At 70.8% G+C, this 17,857-nt stretch carries 13 protein-coding genes and 1 tRNA gene; 13 read left to right on the top strand and 1 reads right to left on the bottom strand.

Annotated features, from left to right (window positions below):
• Positions 1–63: 63 nt before the first annotated feature.
• From AB0E67_RS09720 to AB0E67_RS09670, 11 genes are all read left to right on the top strand, one after another.
• The gene (locus tag AB0E67_RS09720; protein ID WP_362023217.1) at positions 64–2,685 is read left to right on the top strand and encodes a valine--tRNA ligase; all 2,622 of its coding nucleotides are present in this window, start codon (positions 64–66) and stop codon (positions 2,683–2,685) included.
• A gap of 257 nt (positions 2,686–2,942) precedes the next feature.
• Positions 2,943–4,466, top strand: coding sequence for a folylpolyglutamate synthase/dihydrofolate synthase family protein (locus tag AB0E67_RS09715; RefSeq protein WP_362023214.1), 1,524 nt, complete (start codon positions 2,943–2,945; stop codon positions 4,464–4,466).
• A 3-nt stretch (positions 4,467–4,469) separates the two neighbouring features.
• Positions 4,470–4,829, top strand: a complete 360-nt coding sequence (locus AB0E67_RS09710) for a DUF4233 domain-containing protein (protein ID WP_362023212.1) — start codon at positions 4,470–4,472, stop codon at positions 4,827–4,829.
• A gap of 96 nt (positions 4,830–4,925) precedes the next feature.
• The gene (gene ndk / locus AB0E67_RS09705) at positions 4,926–5,339 is read left to right on the top strand and encodes a nucleoside-diphosphate kinase (protein ID WP_362023209.1); all 414 of its coding nucleotides are present in this window, start codon (positions 4,926–4,928) and stop codon (positions 5,337–5,339) included.
• A gap of 290 nt (positions 5,340–5,629) precedes the next feature.
• Entirely contained in the window at positions 5,630–6,649 is a 1,020-nt protein-coding gene (locus AB0E67_RS09700) for a rod shape-determining protein (protein WP_335936340.1), read from the top strand.
• Positions 6,650–6,792: 143 nt separating this feature from the next.
• Positions 6,793–7,836, top strand: a complete 1,044-nt coding sequence (gene mreC, locus AB0E67_RS09695; protein WP_362023206.1) for a rod shape-determining protein MreC — start codon at positions 6,793–6,795, stop codon at positions 7,834–7,836.
• An 11-nt stretch (positions 7,837–7,847) separates the two neighbouring features.
• Positions 7,848–8,504, top strand: coding sequence for a rod shape-determining protein MreD (gene mreD / locus AB0E67_RS09690; RefSeq protein WP_362023203.1), 657 nt, complete (start codon positions 7,848–7,850; stop codon positions 8,502–8,504).
• Between the two features lie 172 nt (positions 8,505–8,676).
• Complete coding sequence (gene mrdA, locus AB0E67_RS09685) at positions 8,677–10,842, top strand: penicillin-binding protein 2 (RefSeq protein ID WP_362023201.1); 2,166 nt, start codon at positions 8,677–8,679, stop codon at positions 10,840–10,842.
• Positions 10,842–12,032, top strand: coding sequence for a rod shape-determining protein RodA (rodA, locus tag AB0E67_RS09680; RefSeq protein ID WP_351522570.1), 1,191 nt, complete (start codon positions 10,842–10,844; stop codon positions 12,030–12,032). The genes mrdA and rodA overlap by 1 nt, the downstream gene beginning before the upstream one ends.
• Positions 12,033–12,126: 94 nt before the next feature.
• Positions 12,127–13,842, top strand: a complete 1,716-nt coding sequence (locus AB0E67_RS09675; RefSeq protein WP_362023197.1) for a CYTH and CHAD domain-containing protein — start codon at positions 12,127–12,129, stop codon at positions 13,840–13,842.
• Between the two features lie 115 nt (positions 13,843–13,957).
• Positions 13,958–15,883: a TIGR03960 family B12-binding radical SAM protein gene (locus AB0E67_RS09670; RefSeq protein WP_362023195.1), complete on the top strand. Its 1,926-nt coding sequence runs from the start codon at positions 13,958–13,960 to the stop codon at positions 15,881–15,883.
• Positions 15,884–15,945: 62 nt separating this feature from the next.
• Here the strand turns inward: AB0E67_RS09670 and AB0E67_RS09665 are convergent.
• Positions 15,946–16,020, bottom strand: a tRNA-Trp gene (locus AB0E67_RS09665).
• A 486-nt stretch (positions 16,021–16,506) separates the two neighbouring features.
• On the opposite strand from AB0E67_RS09665, the gene AB0E67_RS09660 reads away from it, so the two are divergent.
• Both AB0E67_RS09660 and AB0E67_RS09655 read left to right on the top strand, forming a co-directional pair.
• Complete coding sequence (locus tag AB0E67_RS09660) at positions 16,507–17,289, top strand: TIGR03936 family radical SAM-associated protein (protein WP_362023193.1); 783 nt, start codon at positions 16,507–16,509, stop codon at positions 17,287–17,289.
• A gap of 232 nt (positions 17,290–17,521) precedes the next feature.
• On the top strand, positions 17,522–17,857 hold a 336-nt coding region (locus AB0E67_RS09655), incomplete at its 3' end, for a hypothetical protein (protein ID WP_362023190.1).

Genomic DNA, 17,857 nt, shown 5'->3' with positions numbered 1-17,857 from the left:
GGTACACCGTTACCGAACAAACCGGTTTCGGCGCACGACTGTGACAGCCGTAAACTGTCCCCCGTGACCGAGAACACTCAGCAGACGCCAGCCAGCAACCCCGAACTGCCGACCCAGTACGCACCGGCCGAGGTAGAGGGGAAGCTGTACGAGCGCTGGGTAGAACGGGGTTACTTCGAGGCGGACGCGAAGAGCGACAAGCCGCCGTACGCGGTCGTCATCCCGCCGCCGAACGTCACGGGCAGCCTCCATCTGGGCCACGCCTTCGAGCACACGCTCATCGACGCCCTCGCGCGCCGCAAGCGCATGCAGGGCCACGAGACGCTGTGGCAGCCGGGCATGGACCACGCCGGCATCGCCACCCAGAACGTCGTCGAGCGCGAGCTGGGCAAGGAGGGCAAGTCCCGCCACGACCTCGGCCGCGAGGCCTTCGTCGAGCGCGTCTGGAAGTGGAAGAACGAGTCCGGCGGACAGATCTCCGGCCAGATGCGCCGTCTGGGTGACGGCGTCGCCTGGTCCCGCGAGCGCTTCACCATGGACGAGGGGCTGTCCCAGGCCGTCCAGACCATCTTCAAGCGGCTCTACGACGACGAGCTGATCTACCGCGCCGAGCGCATCATCAACTGGTGCCCCCGCTGTCTGACCGCCATCTCCGACATCGAGGTCGAGTACCAGGACGATGACGGCGAGCTCGTCTCCATGAAGTACGGCGACGGGGACGACGCCATCGTCGTCGCCACCACCCGCGCCGAGACCATGCTCGGTGACACGGCCGTCGCCGTCCACCCCGAGGACGAGCGCTACCGGCACCTGATCGGCAAGCTCATCAGGCTGCCGCTGACCGACCGTTCCATCCCGGTCGTCGCGGACGAGCACGTCGACCCCGAGTTCGGCACCGGCGCCGTCAAGGTCACCCCGGCCCACGACCCGAACGACTTCGAGATCGGTCAGCGCCACGACCTGCCGTCCATCTCCGTGATGGACGAGCACGCCGTCATCACCACCCCCGGCCCCTTCCAGGGCCTGGACCGCCTGGAGGCCCGCTCGGCGATCGTCGGCGCCCTGCGCGCCGAGGGCCGGATCGTCGCCGAGAAGCGGCCGTACCTCCACTCCGTCGGCCACTGCTCGCGCTGCAAGACCACCATCGAGCCCCGCCTGTCCATGCAGTGGTGGGTCAAGGTCGGCCCGCTCGCCAAGGCAGCCGGCGACGCGGTCCGCGACGGCAAGGTCGCGATCCATCCGCAGGAGATGGAGAAGCGGTACTTCGACTGGGTCGACAACCTCCACGACTGGTGCATCTCGCGGCAGTTGTGGTGGGGCCACCGCATCCCCGTCTGGTACGGCCCGAACGGCGAGGTCGTCTGCGTCGGACCCGACGACGAGATCCCCACGGGCGAGGGCTGGACGCAGGACAGCGATGTCCTGGACACCTGGTTCTCCTCCGGCCTCTGGCCGTTCTCCACGCTCGGCTGGCCGGAGAAGACCGACAGCCTCGCGAAGTTCTACCCGAACTCCGTCCTGGTCACCGGCTACGACATCCTCTTCTTCTGGGTCGCCCGGATGATGATGTTCGGCCTGTACGTCAACGACGGCGTCCCGCCCTTCCGCACCGTCGTCCTGCACGGCATGGTCCGCGACGAGTTCGGCAAGAAGATGTCGAAGTCCTTCGGCAACGCGGTCAACCCGCTGGACTGGATGGACAAGTACGGCTCCGACGCGCTGCGCTTCACCCTGGCGCGCGGCGCCAACCCCGGCGTCGACGTCCCGATCGGCGAGGACTGGGTCCAGGGTTCGCGCAACTTCGCCAACAAGATCTGGAACGCCACGCGCTTCGCGCTGATGAACGGCGCCACGGTCGAGGGCGCACTGCCGCCCGTCGAGCAGCTGTCGGTGACCGACCGCTGGATCCTGTCGCGCCTCGACAAGACCGTCGCCGAGGTCGACGCGTACTACGACGACTTCCAGTTCGCCAAGCTCAGCGAGGCGCTCTACCACTTCGCGTGGGACGAGGTCTTCGACTGGTACGTCGAGCTGTCCAAGACCACGTTCTTCGCGGGCGGCGAGCAGGCGAAGGTCTCCGGCCGGGTCCTCGGTGAGGTCCTCGACGTGATGCTGCGCCTGCTGCACCCGGTCGTGCCGTTCGTCACCGAGACGCTGTGGACCACGCTCACCGGCAAGGAGTCCGTGGTCGTCGCCGACTGGCCGAAGGACCGCGGGTTCCGCGACGAAGCGGCCGAGCAGGAGATCGCGCTCGTCCAGCAGGTCGTCACCGAGGTCCGTCGGTTCCGCTCCGACCAGGGCCTCCAGCCCGGTCAGAAGGTCCCGGCCGAACTCACCCTCGACGGTACGGTGCTCGCTCCGCACGAGGCGGCCATCCGCCAGCTGCTGCGCCTCCAGCCCGCCGAGGACGGCTTCCACGCCACCGCGTCGCTGCCGGTCGCCGGCGCCACGGTCGCCCTCGACCTGTCCGGCACCATCGACGTCGAGGCCGAGCGCAAGCGCCTGGCGAAGGACCTGGGCGCCGCCGAGAAGGAGAAGGCCCAGGCCAACGGCAAGCTGGCCAACGAGGCGTTCCTCGCCAAGGCCCCGGACAACGTGGTCGACAAGATCCGCGGCCGTCTCGCCAAGGCCGAGGCGGACATCGAGCGGATCACCGCCCAGCTGGCGAACCTGCCGCAGGGCTGAGCGGAGCCCTGGCGAAGCCCCCGTACCCCCGCCGAGGCGCGGGAGGGCGGGGGCTTCGCCGTTCCCCGCGCACGAGGGGAACGTGGGAGCCCGTCGGCGGCCGTCGGACGTCGTACGGCCGGGGCTCCGGGGCTGGGCCCGTGCCCGGGACCGCACGGCCGGGGCTCCGGCGCGTCACCGGGCCCGCGACCGGAGCCGTCACCGTCCCGCCGCCGGGCGCCGCGCGTGTCGCCGTCGCCGATCCGTAGACTGGCCCCGTGAGTGAGCCCCGCCCTTCCGACCGGCACGACGCCTCCGATTCCGACGACGCCTTCGCGGACATCGTCGACGAAGCGACCCAGCGCGACCCCGACCTGGCGGTGATCGAGGCCGGGAGCCGTACGCTGCGCACCCGCTCGGGCCCGCCGCACGGCCAGGCCGTCCCCGCCCGCCCCGCCGACCCCGAGGTGGACAGGGCGCTGCGCGAGGTGGAGCAGGAGCTCGCCGGGCGCTGGGGCGAGACGAAGCTGGAGCCCTCCGTCACGCGCATCGCCGCGCTGATGGACGTGCTCGGCGAGCCGCAGCGCGCCTACCCCTCGATCCACATCACCGGGACCAACGGCAAGACGAGCACGGCCCGCATGATCGAGGCCCTGCTCGGCGCCTTCGACCTGCGCACCGGCCGATACACCTCGCCGCACGTCCAGTCGATCACCGAGCGGATCAGCCTGGACGGCGCCCCGATGGACCCGGAGCGGTTCGTCGAGACGTACCGGGACATCCAGCCGTACGTGGAGCTGGTCGACAGCCGGCAGCCCTACCGGCTCTCCTTCTTCGAGGTGCTGACGGGCATGGCGTACGCGGCGTTCGCCGACGCACCGGTCGACGTCGCCGTCGTCGAGGTCGGCATGGGCGGCAGCTGGGACGCGACGAACGTCATCGACGCCCCGGTCGCCGTGATCACCCCCATCTCGCTGGACCACACCGACCGGCTGGGCGCCACGCCCGCCGAGATCGCTGGTGAGAAGGCCGGGATCATCAAGCAGGACGCGACGGTCGTCCTCGCGCAGCAGCCGGTCGACGCGGCACAGGTCATGCTGAAGAAGGCCGTCGAGGTGGACGCCACGGTCGCCCGCGAGGGCATGGAGTTCGGCGTGGTCTCCCGGGAGGTCGCCGTCGGCGGCCAGCTGCTGACACTGCGCGGGCTCGGCGGCGAGTACGAGGAGGTCTTCCTCCCGCTGTACGGCGCCCACCAGGCGCACAACGCGGTGGTGGCACTCTGCGCCGTGGAGGCGTTCTTCGGGGTCGGTGCCGAGCGGCCCGGCCCGCTCGACCCCGACACGGTCCGCGCGGCGTTCGCCTCGGTGATCTCGCCCGGCCGCCTCGAAGTGGTCCGCTCCAGCCCGACCGTCGTCCTGGACGCCGCCCACAACCCGGCGGGCGCCCGTGCCACCGCCGACGGGATCACCGAGTCGTTCGGCTTCTCCCGGCTCATCGGGGTCGTCGGCGTCAGCGAGGACAAGGATGTCAAGGGCCTTCTCGAAGCCTTCGAGCCGATCTTCGCCGAGGTCGTCGTCACCCAGAACTCCACCCCCCGCGCGATGGACGCCGACGCCCTGGCCGCCGTCGCCGTCGAGGTCTTCGGCGACGAACGCGTCCAGGTCGAACCCCGTCTCGACGACGCGTTGGAGGCGGCGATCACCCTCGCCGAGGAGGAGGCCGAATACTCGGGCGCGGGCGTGCTCGTGACGGGTTCCGTGATCACGGTCGGCGAGGCCCGACTGCTTCTGGGAAGGCGCTGACCCGTGCGAATGCTCTGCGCGTCGACGCTGATCGGTGAATTCTTCGTGATCGGATTTGCCGGCCTCGTCGCGATGAAATCGGACGACCTCACGACCTCGACGGTCTGGACGGTCTGCGGCATCGGCATGGTGCTCTCCGTGCTGCTCTGCGGGATGCTCGGCCGTCCCGGTGGCACACAGCTCGGCTGGGCCCTCCAGGTCGCCCTGGTGGCCAGTGGATTCTTCGTCCCGATGATGTTCGTTCTCGGCGTGGTCTTCGGCGGTCTGTGGTGGGCCTCCGTCCACTACGGCCGGAAGATCGACGAGGCCAAGGCCCGCTGGGCGGCCGCGGAGGAGCCGACGGAGGCCCCCGCCGGTGGCTGATCCGTCATCCTTTGGCCAAACCCGGTCGCGGACCCGTTCCTACAGCCCTGTAGCCTCGCCTCACCGCACCCGCATGCCCGCAAGGAGCCGCACACCATGACCCAGCGCACCCTCGTTCTGCTCAAGCCCGACGCCGTCCGGCGCGGACTGGTCGGCGAGATCGTCGGGCGGATCGAGCGCAAGGCCGGCTGGCGGATCACCGCGCTGGAGCTGCGCACCCTCGACCGCGCCACCCTGGAGCAGCACTACGCCGAGCACGTGGGCCGCCCGTTCTACGAGCCGCTCGTCGAGTTCATGCTGTCCGGTCCGGTCGTGGCGCTGGTCGCCGAGGGGGAGCGGGTCATCGAGGGCATCCGTACACTGGCCGGGCCCACCGACCCGATCGCCGCCGCGCCCGGTTCCATCCGGGGCGACTTCGGCACGATCGTCCGGGAGAACCTCATCCACGCCTCGGACTCGGAGGAGTCCGCGGAGCGGGAACTGAAGCTTTTCTTTCCCGGACTTTTCTGACCTCGAATCAGCCGAACAGCGCTCATGACCCGGGGCGACCGAATTAATTCGGTCGCCCTTCGGCATACGAGTCGGGGTCGCGGGAACGCATCACTCCGACGTAACGTCACCATGAGTGGAACGGCCACCCGTTCCGCCCACAATGGCGAAGGACCCTCGCGCGGTGTCCGTCCACACGGCACTACGATGGAATCTTCCACGCCCACAGCGCTCACCTCGCCGACCAGAACAAGCCATCATCGCTTTCCTGGGAGGCCCGACGCATCCTCATGGGGAACAAGGGGAACTCAATGTCGTTCATCGGTCGTGACATGGCTATCGACCTCGGGACTGCCAACACGCTGGTGTACGTCAGGGGGCGCGGCATCGTACTGAACGAGCCGTCCGTCGTGGCCATCAACACCAACACCGGCGGCATCCTGGCAGTCGGCTCCGAGGCCAAGAAGATGATCGGGCGCACTCCGGGCAACATCGTCGCCGTGCGCCCGCTGAAGGACGGCGTGATCGCCGACTTCGAGATCACCGAGCGGATGCTCCGCTACTTCATCCTGAAGATCCACAAGCGCCGCTACCTGGCCCGTCCGCGGGTCGTGGTCTGCGTGCCCTCCGGCATCACCGGGGTCGAGCGCCGCGCCGTCATCGAGGCGTCGACGCAGGCCGGTGCCCGGCAGGTGCACATCATCGAGGAGCCCATGGCGGCGGCCATCGGCTCCGGGCTGCCGGTCCACGAGGCCACCGGCAACATGGTCGTCGACATCGGCGGCGGCACCACCGAGGTCGCGGTCATCTCGCTCGGCGGCATCGTCACCGCCCAGTCGATCCGGGTCGCCGGCGACGAACTGGACAACGCGATCATCCAGCACATCAAGAAGGAGTACTCGCTCCTCCTGGGCGAGCGATCGGCCGAGCAGATCAAGATCACCATCGGCTCGGCGGACGACCTGAAGAAGGACGAGCACACCGAGATCCGTGGCCGCGACCTGGTCTCCGGACTGCCCAAGACCGTGGTCATCTCGGCAGCCGAGGTCCGCAAGGCCATCGAGGAGCCGGTCAACGCGATCGTCGACGCCGTGAAGACCACGCTCGACAAGTGCCCGCCGGAGCTCTCCGGCGACGTCATGGACCGCGGCATCGTCCTCACCGGCGGCGGCGCGCTGCTGCGCGGGCTGGACGAGCGGCTGCGCCGCGAGACGGGCATGCCGATCCACATCGCCGAGGACCCGCTGGACTCGGTGGCGCTCGGCTCCGGCAAGTGCGTCGAGGAATTCGAGGCGCTCCAGCAGGTGCTGGACGCCCAGCCCCGCCGGTAGACGGCAGGGCACGAGCCCGCGGGCGGACGGGCGCACGCGGGTGGACAACCCGGCAGTCCGTCGTACGGACCCCTGAGTTCCGTACGGCGGATCGCTGATATACAGGCACGAACATTCCGACGAGGAAGGCACGGCCGCCGCACGTGAGGGACACACGAGAGAGCCGGCTGCTCCTGGTGCTGCTGATCGCCATCGCGTTCGCATTGATCACGGTGGACATCCGAGGCGGCGAGGGATCACCGGTGGACGGCGCCAGGCGGGCCGCCGCCGCCGTCTTCGGCCCGGTCGAGAACGGCGTCGCGGCCGCCGTCGATCCGGTGGGCAACGCCATAGGAGCGGTGCGCGACTCGGGCACCCGGCACAACCGGATCGCCGAACTGGAGCGCCAGAACGCCGCACTCAAGACCGCGCTCGGCAGCGACGACCGCAACCGCAGCCGGGTCCGCGAGCTCGACAAGATGCTCAAGAAGTCGGCCACCGGGCAGTACGGCATCAAGGCCGCAGAGGTCATCGCCATAGGAGCCGCCCAGGGCTTCTCCTGGACGGTCACCATCGACGCGGGCTCCCACGACGGCATCCGGCGCGACATGACCGTCATCAACGGCGACGGGCTCGTCGGCCGGGTCACCACCGTCGGCCCGGAGACCGCCACGGTGCTCCTCGCCAACGACCCCGACTTCACCGTCGGCACCCGCATGGAGAAGACCGACGAACTGGGCTTCGCCACCGGCCAGGGCTCCCGGCCGCTGTCGGTCCAGTTCCTCAACGGCAAGGCCAAGGTGAAGAAGGGCGACCGCCTGGTCACCTTCGGCTCCAGCAAGGGCAAGCCGTTCGTGCCCGGCGTCCCGGTCGGCGAGGTCGTCCGCGTCGACCCGTCCGGCGGCGGCCTGACCCGTACCGTCTACGTCCGCCCGTACGTCGGGTTCACCAAGCTCGACATCGTCGGTGTCGTCGTCCAGGCCCCGCGCGAGGACCCCCGCGACATGGTCCTGCCGAAGGCCCCGGCCAAGCCCGCCAAGCCGAAGCCCACGCCGACCGTCACCGTGACGATCTCGCCCAACGGCGACATCGTCGACACCGACGGCAACGTCGTCGGCAACATCCACGAGAGCCCCGACCCGAGCGGCGGCCCCGACCCGAGCGGCAGCCCGGGCGCCCGCACCGCCGCGGACGACGAGCAGAGGTAGCGCCGATCCCCATGCGTCTCAACCGGATTCTGCTCTCCACCGTCCTGGTCGTGGTGGCGCTCGTCGTCCAGGTCTCGGTGCTCGCCCGCCTCCAGCTCCCCGGCGCCGTGCCCGATCTGCTGCTCCTCGTCGTCCTCGCCCTGGCCTTCGTGTACGGACACACCAGCGGGGCCCTGATCGGCTTCGGCGCGGGCCTCCTCGCCGACCTGGCACCGCCCGCCGACCACGCCGCCGGGCGCTACGCCCTGGTCCTCTGCGTCATCGGCTATCTCGCCGGACTGGTCAAGCCGGAGAACGGGCAGCTCAGGTCGGCCGCCGTGCCGATGGTCGCGGTCGTCGGCGCGGCGATCGGCTCGACCCTGCTCTACGCGCTGGTCGGCGCACTCGTCGGGGACACGGCGGCCCGCCACGTGGGCCTCGGCAGCCTGCTGTTCACCGCCGCCCTCTACGACCTGCTGCTCGCCCCGTTCACCGTGCCGCTGATCATGGCCATCGCCAGACGGACCGTGAACGACCCGGTCGCCGAGGCGTCCGGCGGCGACGTGTCCTCCGGATGGCTGGCCTCGGGCACCGGGCTGCGGGTCGGTGACCAGCGCGGCGGACTGCGCGTCAGGGCCGCCCGCCGGGCCACACGCGCCGGACGGATCAAGGGAGTCAAGCGACTGTGAGGCCGCACCACCGGGCGGGCACCACGGGCGCGAACCGTGTCCCGGGCGCGCCCCGTACCCCCGGCACATCCGGTACCCACGGCCCGTCCCGTGCCCGGTCCCGTACACCCGGCCCGTCCCGTCATGACGGCACGCACCGCATCTCCAGCCCGACCACCCTCGGGGGCGCCTCGTGAGCAACATCCCCGAGACCGGCCGGACCCCCAGGGTCCAGATCCGTCTCGTCGTCATCCAGGTCCTCGTGTTCTCGCTGCTGTTCACCCTCGGCGGGCGGCTCTGGTACCTCCAGATCCGCAACGGTCAGGAGTACAGCGACGAGGCGAAGAGCAACCACGTCCAGCAGGTCGTGCAGCCCGCCGTCCGCGGCTCCATCCTCGACGCGCGCGGCGTCCCCCTCGCCGACAACGAGACCCGGCTGGTCGTCTCCGCGAGCCGCACCGAGCTGATGAAGATGAAGGACGACGGCGAGGACGTGCTGACCCGGCTCGCGGGCGTCCTCGAAATGAAGCCCCGCGAGGTCATGGACAAGGTGCGGCTCTGCGACGCGAAGACGCCCCAGCCCTGCTGGAACGGGTCGCCCTACCAGCCGATCCCGATCACCGACGAGGCCACCACCCAGCAGGCCCTCACGATCCGCGAGCGCGCCGAGGACTTCCCCGGCATCACCGCCGAACCCACCGCCGTGCGCCGCTACCCCGCGCCCGGCAAGGCCAACACCGCCCAGGTCCTCGGCTACCTCTCGCCGGTCACCGACGAGGAGATCACCAAGGCCCAGGACACCGACTCCCCGTACCTGCGATCCGACCAGGTCGGCCGCTCCGGCCTGGAGCGCACCTACGACAAGGAGCTGCGCGGAAAGGCCGGGGTCACCCGCTACGAGGTGGACAACCTCGGCCGGGTCATCGGCGAGGCCAAGAACGACGAGGCGCAGCCCGGCTCCTCCGTCGTCACCTCCATCGACGCCCGGGTCCAGGCCGTCGCCGAGTACGAGCTCAACGAGGCCATGAAGGCGGCCCGCCAGTCGTTCGACAAGAACACCGGCGAGAACTACAAGGCCGACTCCGGTGCCGTCGTCGTCATGGAGGCGAAGACCGGGCGCGTCGTGGCGATGGCCTCGCTGCCCAACTACGACCCCAACTCCTGGGTCGGTGGCATCTCCGCCAAGGACTACGCCAGGCTCACCGGCCCCAAGTCCAACTTCCCGCTGCTGAACCGGGCCATCCAGGGCCAGGCCGCCCCCGGCTCGATCTTCAAGGTCATCTCCTCGACCGCAGCGGTCAACGCCGGTTATCCCTTCGACGGCCATTACCCCTGCCCCAGCTCGTACAGCATCGGCGGGCAGGTGTTCAAGAACTTCGAGTCCCAGGGCTACGGCGACATCACCATCGGGCGCGCCCTGGAGGTCTCCTGCGACACCGTCTACTACGGCATCGCGCACAAGGAGTGGCAGAAGGACGGCGGCAACAAGCCGAAGAAGGACGCCAAGGACTGGTTCTACAGGACCGCCCACCAGTTCGGCCTCGGCAAGGAGACCGGCATCGACCTCCCCAACGAGGTTAGCGGCCGGGTCCCCGACCGCCAGTGGAAGCAGAAGTTCTACGAGGCGAACAAGGACGCCTGGTGCAAGCAGGGCAAGAAGGACGGCTCGTACGTCGAGAAGATCGCGTACGAGAACTGCCTCGAAGGCGACAGGATGCGCGCCGGTGACTCCGTGAACTACTCGATCGGGCAGGGCGACACCCTCGTCACCCCGATCCAGATGGCCACCATCTACGCCGCGATCTCCAACGGCGGCACCCTCTACGACCCCACCGTCGGCAAGGCGATCGTCAGCGGCGACGGCAGGACGGTCAAGGAGATCAGGCCCAAGTCGCACGGCAAGCTGCCCTTCTCGCGCAAGACCCGCAACGAGATGGACGAGGCCCTCGCCGGGGTCGCGACCCGGGGATCGGCCGCCTGGCGGTTCGGCGGCTGGCCGCAGGACAAGATCCCGATGCACGCCAAGACGGGCACGGCGGAGGTCTACGGCAAGCAGACGACCTCCTGGTTCGCCACGTACACCAAGGACTACTCGATCGTCATGACGATCTCCCAGGGCGGCACCGGCTCCGGTGCGTCCGGGCCCGCCGTGCGCAACATCTACGACGCCATCTACGGCCTCGACGACTCCGGCAAGCAGGACCTGAAGAAGGCTCTGCTGCCCACGCCGCAGAAGTCCCTGCCGAAGATCCAGTCGGACGGTTCCATCGAAGCCCCGGAGATCAAGCCCTACAACCCCGCCTCGCAGAAGCCCGCGCAGGAGCAGACCCTCGCGGCCGTCCTGGGGAGGCGCGACTGATGGCCGGCTTCTCCGTCTCGCGCTACACCCCCGAACGCTCCACCTGGGGCAAGCTCGTCGCCCGTGACTCCGTCGTCCGCCGGCTCGACTGGCCGCTGCTCGGGTCCGCGCTCGCGCTCTCGTTCATCGGCTCGCTGCTCGTCTGGTCGGCGACCCGGGGACGGGACTCGCTCACCCACGGCGACCCGTACTACTTCCTGCTCCGGCACGCCCTCAACACGGGCATCGGCTTCGCCCTGATGGTCGGCACGATCTGGCTCGGCCACCGCACCCTGCGCGGCGCCGTGCCGATCCTCTACGGCGTCTCGGTGCTCTTCGTGCTGGCGGTCCTCACCCCGCTCGGTGCCACCGTCAACGGCGCGCACGCCTGGATCATCATCGGCGGCGGCTTCTCCATCCAGCCGTCCGAGTTCACCAAGATCACCATCATCCTGATCATGGCGATGCTGCTCGCCGAGCGCGTCGACGCGGGCGACCAGCTCCACCCGGACCACCGGACGGTCGCCAAGGCGCTGGGCCTGGCGGCCGTGCCGATGGCGATCGTGATGGGGATGCCCGACCTGGGCTCCGTGATGGTCATGGCCGTCATCGTGCTCGGGGTGCTGCTCGCCTCCGGCGCCTCCAACCGCTGGGTGTTCGGTCTGCTCGGCACGGGTGTGGCCGGTGCGGTCGCGGTCTGGCAGCTCGGTCTGCTCGACGAGTACCAGATCGCCCGCTTCGCGGCCTTCGCCAACCCGGCGCTCGACCCCGCGGGCGTCGGCTACAACACCAACCAGGCCCGCATCGCGATCGGCTCCGGCGGTCTCACCGGAACGGGCCTGTTCCAGGGCACCCAGACCACCGGCCAGTTCGTCCCCGAGCAGCAGACCGACTTCGTCTTCACCGTCGCGGGCGAGGAGCTCGGTTTCCTCGGCGCCGGGCTGATCCTCGTGCTGCTCGGCGTCGTCCTGTGGCGCGCCTGCCGGATCGCCCGTGAGACCAGCGAGCTGTACGGCACGATCGTCGCCGCCGGGATCATCGCCTGGTTCGCCTTCCAGTCGTTCGAGAACATCGGGATGACGCTCGGCATCATGCCGGTCGCCGGGCTCCCGCTGCCGTTCGTGTCGTACGGAGGGTCCTCGATGTTCGCCGTCTGGGTCGCCGTCGGGCTGCTCCAGTCGATCAGGGTGCAGCGGCCGATAAGCGCCTGAGAGCCTGTCGGGTGGCCCGCGTCCGCTTGGCCGGAGGCCACCCGGCAGGCTCCGAGCCGGTGAACCTTCCCGGCCGGAGCGCTAGATTCGGTCTATGGCGGACTCGAAGCGTGAGATCGAGCGCAAGTACGAAGCCACCGCGGAGACCCGGCTCCCCGATCTGAGCCGGGTGGCCGGGGTCTCGTCCGTCGTCCACCAGGGCGTCGGCGAACTGGACGCCGTCTACTACGACACCGAGGACCTCCGGCTCGCGGCCGCTTCCATCACCCTGCGCCGCCGCACCGGAGGCGACGACGCCGGGTGGCACCTCAAGTTCCCGGTCGCCTCCGGCATCCGCGACGAGCTGCGCGAACCGCTCTCCGACACCCTGCCGCGCTCCCTGGCCGGACTGGTCCGCTCGCGGGTGCGCGACGGCGCGCTCGTCCCCGTCGTCCGGCTGCGCACCGCCCGCGACGTCCATCGCCTGACCGGCGCCGACGGATCGTCGCTCGCCGAAGTCTCGGTCGACACCGTGCGTGCCGAACGGCTGATCGGCGGCGAGGCCGGACGGCAGCCCGGCGGGGAGGCCGGAGGGCGGCCCGGCCGAGGCGGCACGGCCGTCTGGACCGAGATCGAGGTCGAGCTGGCCGACGGCACCGACCCCGCCCTCCTCGACGCCGTCGAGAAACGGCTGCGCAAGGCGGGCGTCCGCCCGTCCGCGGCCCCGTCCAAGGCGGCACGTGCGCTCGCCGAGACGGACCCGGGAGACGGGCGGGGTACGGGAGACGGGCGGGGGACCGAGGACGGACGGGCCGCGCGCCGGGGGGCCCGGCCGGACTCCTGGGAGCACACCGCACGCCAAGAAGCCGTTGAGACCGTTCCGGGCGTCCGGAGGGACAAGGCGCGCGAAGGGACCGCTCCGGGCACCCGGGAGGGCGCCGGACCCGTCACCGCGGGCGATCACGTCCTCGCGTACCTCCGCGCCCAGATCGAGGACATCGTCGCCCTCGACCCGGCCGTGCGCCGCGACCTCCCCGACTCCGTGCACCGGATGCGGGTCGCCACCCGAAGGTTCCGCAGCGCGTTGCGGACGTACCGCAGGATCCTCGACCGGGGCGTCACCGACCCGATCGGCGACGAGCTGAAATGGCTGGCCGCCGAGCTCGGGATCGACCGCGACCAGGAGGTCCTCGACGCCCGGCTGCGCGCGGCCCTGGACACCCTGCCCCGCACCCTGGTCCTCGGCCCCGTCCGCGCCCGGCTGCAGATCTGGTCGGGGGCCCGCCGGGGCGGTTCCCGGCGCCGTACCGTCGCGGTGCTCGACGGCGATCGGTACCTGGCCCTGCTGAACCGTCTCGACGCCCTGCTCGCCGACCCGCCGCTGCGGTCCGCCGCGTCCCACGCCCCCGGGCGCGCGCTGCCCCGCGCCGTGCTCAAGGAGTACGGGCGCCTCGCGGCCCGCGTCGGCCACGCACTGGAGCTTCCGCCCGGCCACGACCGGAACCTCGCCCTGCACGACGCCCGCAAGGCCGCCAAGCGCGCCCGCTACGCGGCGGAGGCGGCCTGTCCCGCGCTGGGCAAGCCGGCCCGGCGGTTCGCCTCGCGGATGAAGGCCGTGCAGACGCTTCTCGGGGACCACCAGGACAGCGTGGTGGCCCGTGACGCCCTGCGGGACCTGGCCGTCCAGGCGCATGCGGCGGGTGAGCAGGGGTTCACCTGGGGGCTGCTCCACGGGCGGGAGGAGGCGACGGCCGCCGAGGAGGAGCGGCAGCTTCCGGCGGTGTGGGAGCGGGCCGCGAGACCGAAGGTGCGCAGGGCCCTGGGAGGCTGAGCGGGACGGGGAGAGGCGGGTGGGGCGGGCCCGCGGGGGCCCGGCGGAGGGCACTGGGAGACCGGACGCCGGGGTACGCTGGATGGTCACCCTTGCCGGCTCTCGAAAGTTCGCGATGTCTGTCGATTCGGTCTTCCCACAGCTCGAAGCTCTGCTCCCGCATGTGCAGAAGCCCATCCAGTACGTCGGCGGTGAGCTGAACTCCACCGTCAAGCCGTGGGACGAATGCGACGTCCGCTGGGCGCTGATGTACCCGGACGCGTACGAGGTCGGGCTCCCCAATCAGGGCGTCATGATCCTGTACGAGGTGCTCAACGAGCGCGAGGGCGTCCTCGCCGAGCGCACGTACAGCGTGTGGCCGGACCTCGAAGAGCTGATGCGCAAGCACCGGGTCCCGCAGTTCACGGTGGACAGCCACCGCCCGGTCAAGGCGTTCGACGTCTTCGGGCTGAGCTTCTCCACCGAGCTCGGCTACACCAACATGCTCGCCGCGCTGGACCTCGCGGGCATCCCGCTGGAGGCCCGGGACCGCACCGTCGACGACCCGATCGTGCTGGCCGGCGGTCACGCCGCGTTCAACCCGGAGCCGATCGCGGAGTTCATCGACTGCGCGGTGATCGGCGACGGCGAGCAGGCCGTGCTGGAGATCACCGACATCGTCCGCGCCTGGAAGGCCGAGGGCCGCCCCGGCGGGCGCGAGGAGATCCTCTTCCGCCTCGCGAAGACCGGCGGCGTGTACGTCCCGGGCTTCTACGACGTCGAGTACCTCCCGGACGGGCGCATCGGCCGGGTCCTGCCCAACAGGTCGGGCGTGCCGTGGCGGGTGTCGAAGCACACGGTGATGGACCTCGACGAGTGGCCGTACCCGAAGCAGCCCCTCGTTCCCCTCGCCGAGACCGTCCACGAGCGGATGTCCGTCGAGATCTTCCGCGGCTGCACCCGCGGCTGCCGTTTCTGCCAGGCCGGCATGATCACGCGCCCCGTGCGGGAGCGAAGCATCACCGGCATCGGCGAGATGGTCGAGAAGGGGCTCAGGGCGACCGGCTTCGAGGAGGTCGGGCTGCTCTCGCTGTCCTCCGCCGACCACACCGAGATCGGCGACATCGCCAAGGGCCTCGCCGACCGGTACGAGGAAGACAAGATCGGCCTCTCGCTGCCCTCCACCCGCGTCGACGCGTTCAACGTGGACCTGGCCAACGAGCTGACCCGCAACGGCCGCCGCTCCGGACTCACCTTCGCCCCCGAGGGCGGCTCCGAGCGGATGCGCAAGGTCATCAACAAGATGGTCTCGGAGGAGGACCTGATCCGCACGGTCGCCACCGCCTACGGCAACGGCTGGCGCCAGGTGAAGCTGTACTTCATGTGCGGGCTGCCCACCGAGACCGACGAGGACGTCCTCCAGATCGGTGACATGGCGGTCAACGTGATCGCCAAGGGCCGCGAGGTCTCCGGTCAGAACGACATCCGCTGCACGGTCTCCATCGGCGGATTCGTGCCCAAACCGCACACCCCGTTCCAGTGGGCCCCGCAGCTGAGCGCCGAGGAGACCGACGCCCGGCTGGCCAAGCTCCGCGACAAGATCCGCGGCGACAAGAAGTACGGCCGCTCCATCGGTTTCCGCTACCACGACGGCAAGCCCGGCATCGTCGAGGGCCTGCTCTCGCGCGGCGACCGCCGCGTCGGCTCCGTCATCCGCGAGGTCTACGAGTCCGGCGGTCGCTTCGACGGCTGGCGCGAGTACTTCAGCTTCGACCGCTGGATGACCGCCGCCGGGAAGACGCTGCCCGAGTACGGCGTGGACGTCGACTGGTACACCACCCGTGAGCGCACCTACGAGGAGGTCCTGCCCTGGGACCACCTGGACTCGGGCCTGGACAAGGACTGGCTCTGGGAGGACTGGCAGGACGCGCTCGACGAGACCGAGGTCGAGGACTGCCGCTGGACCCCGTGCTTCGACTGCGGCGTCTGCCCGCAGATGGACACCAGCATCCAGATCGGCCCGACCGGCAAGAAGCTGCTGCCGCTGATGGTGAAGAAGTAGCGGAAGCAGCGCGACGCCGTCCGACGAAGGCCGTCGGACAGGCGACCGGAGGACGGCGCGGACGGGACCGGCCGGATTCGAACCGGCGTCCTCGCGGTTTTGGAGACCGCGCGCGACGACCTCTGCGCTACGGCCCCGCCCGGGCCGACAGCGTAGCCCGTACATGACACGAGGTCGGGGTGCGGCCGTGACCCGGGGCCACGCCCGGTCCCCGGGGCCCGGCCCGGATCCGCACCCCGCACCGGGCCCCGGCCCGGTGCGGGGTTCCGGTCGTACGGATGCCCGGCGAAGGGCCGGGAGCGGTGGCGCGCGGTGCGGGGAGAGGGGTTCCGGGGGCTCCGCGACGCCTGCCGACGGCAGGCGGTGGAGCGGGGGCGCCCGAGCCCTGGGAACCCGGGGGCGGCCTTGCGCGTACTCTGGGTATTGCAACGACTGTGCCCAGCGCGGCGCCCGCACCAGAGATCTCCCCGCTCGGAGGACAGACCACCGAGCGGGCGTGAGCCGGACGGACACCCCGGGCCACCCCGCATTTTCGTGGGCGGCATGCCACCGCGTCCGCCCCGCACCGAGGAGAAGAACCACTGGGCAAGCGACAGCCCGAAGGCCCGCCGCCCGCACCGGCGGTGCAGCGCATCCGACTGCGCTACACCAAGCGCGGCCGCCTCCGGTTCACCAGTCACCGCGACTTCCAGCGTGCCTTCGAGCGGGCGCTGCGCCGTTCCGAGGTGCCCATGGCCTACTCGGCAGGGTTCACCCCGCACCCGAAGGTGTCGTACGCCAATGCCGCCCCCACCGGCACGGGCAGCGAGGCCGAGTTCCTGGAGATCGCCCTCACCGAGGCGCGGGACCCGGCCGTTCTGCGTGAGCTGCTCGACGCTTCGCTGCCGGACGGCCTCGACGTCGTCGACGCCGTGGAGGCCCGCACGTCGGGTCTCGCCGAGCGGCTGGCCGCCTCCGTGTGGGAGCTGCGTCTCGACGGGGTTCCCGTCGAGGAGGCGACCGCGGCCGTGGACGCCTTCAACGGGGCGGAGATCGTCGAGGTGCAGCGCCGGGCGAAGAACGGCGTGCGGACCTTCGACGCCCGCGCCGCCGTGGTCGACCTGCGAGTCCTCGATTCCCTGCCTGATGGGTCCGAGGGCAGGCCCTGTGCGATACTGCGGCTGGTTGTTCGGCACGTGACACCTGCCGTCCGACCTGACGACGTCCTGTCCGGTCTCCGCGTTGTGGCCGACCTGGCGCCGCCGGTCCCGGTAGCGGTGACCAGGCTGGCGCAGGGGCTCTTCGACGAGGAGTCCGGCACGGTGACCGACCCGCTCGCGCCCGACCGCGAGGCAGCCCCGGCCGCCCCACCCACGGCCGTCGGGACCGCTGTCGCGACGGCGCCGGAAGGTGCAGGTTCCGCGTAAGGCGGTCGTTGCAGCGCAGCCCTGAGACTCGGGAGCCACCTGGGTCGGACCGCGCGATGACCAATAAGACTTTCGCCAGGCCGTGCGCACCTCGCGTACGGAACCGGCGAGCCAGACACCGAGCTCCCGTGCGGCGCCCGCGCCCCGGACGGCGGTATCGCGCACATCACGCGAACCGCGACGGACCGGAACCAGACGCGGCGCCCGGGAGCCTGACGGGAGAAACGCCCGCATGCCCCAGGCCAACGAACCCGGCACGACCGGGAACATCGAGAACATCGAAGAGAACAACGCACCCGGCGACAAGCTGCCGCCGCGCCGCAGGCGCCGCGCCGCGTCCCGCCCGGCCGGTCCGCCGGTGACGGAGACGCAGGATGTCGACGCCCCGGCCATAACGGCCGTCGACGTCATGGTGACCGACATCGCCACCGCCGAGACCGACAGCACCCCGGAGCCGGAGGCCGCGCCGCCCGCGCGTCCGCGTCGTCGTGCCGTCCGTAAGGCGACGTCTCCGGCGGGTTCGCCGAAGGCGGTCGAGCCGGTCGAGATCGTCGAGGCGCAGGTCGAG

The sequence above is a fragment of the Streptomyces sp. NPDC032161 genome (assembly GCF_040636995.1).
Taxonomy (GTDB): Bacteria; Actinomycetota; Actinomycetes; order Streptomycetales; family Streptomycetaceae; genus Streptomyces.
The sequence above is the reverse complement of the archived record's forward strand: the minus strand, read 5'-3'. Positions and strand labels throughout refer to the sequence as shown.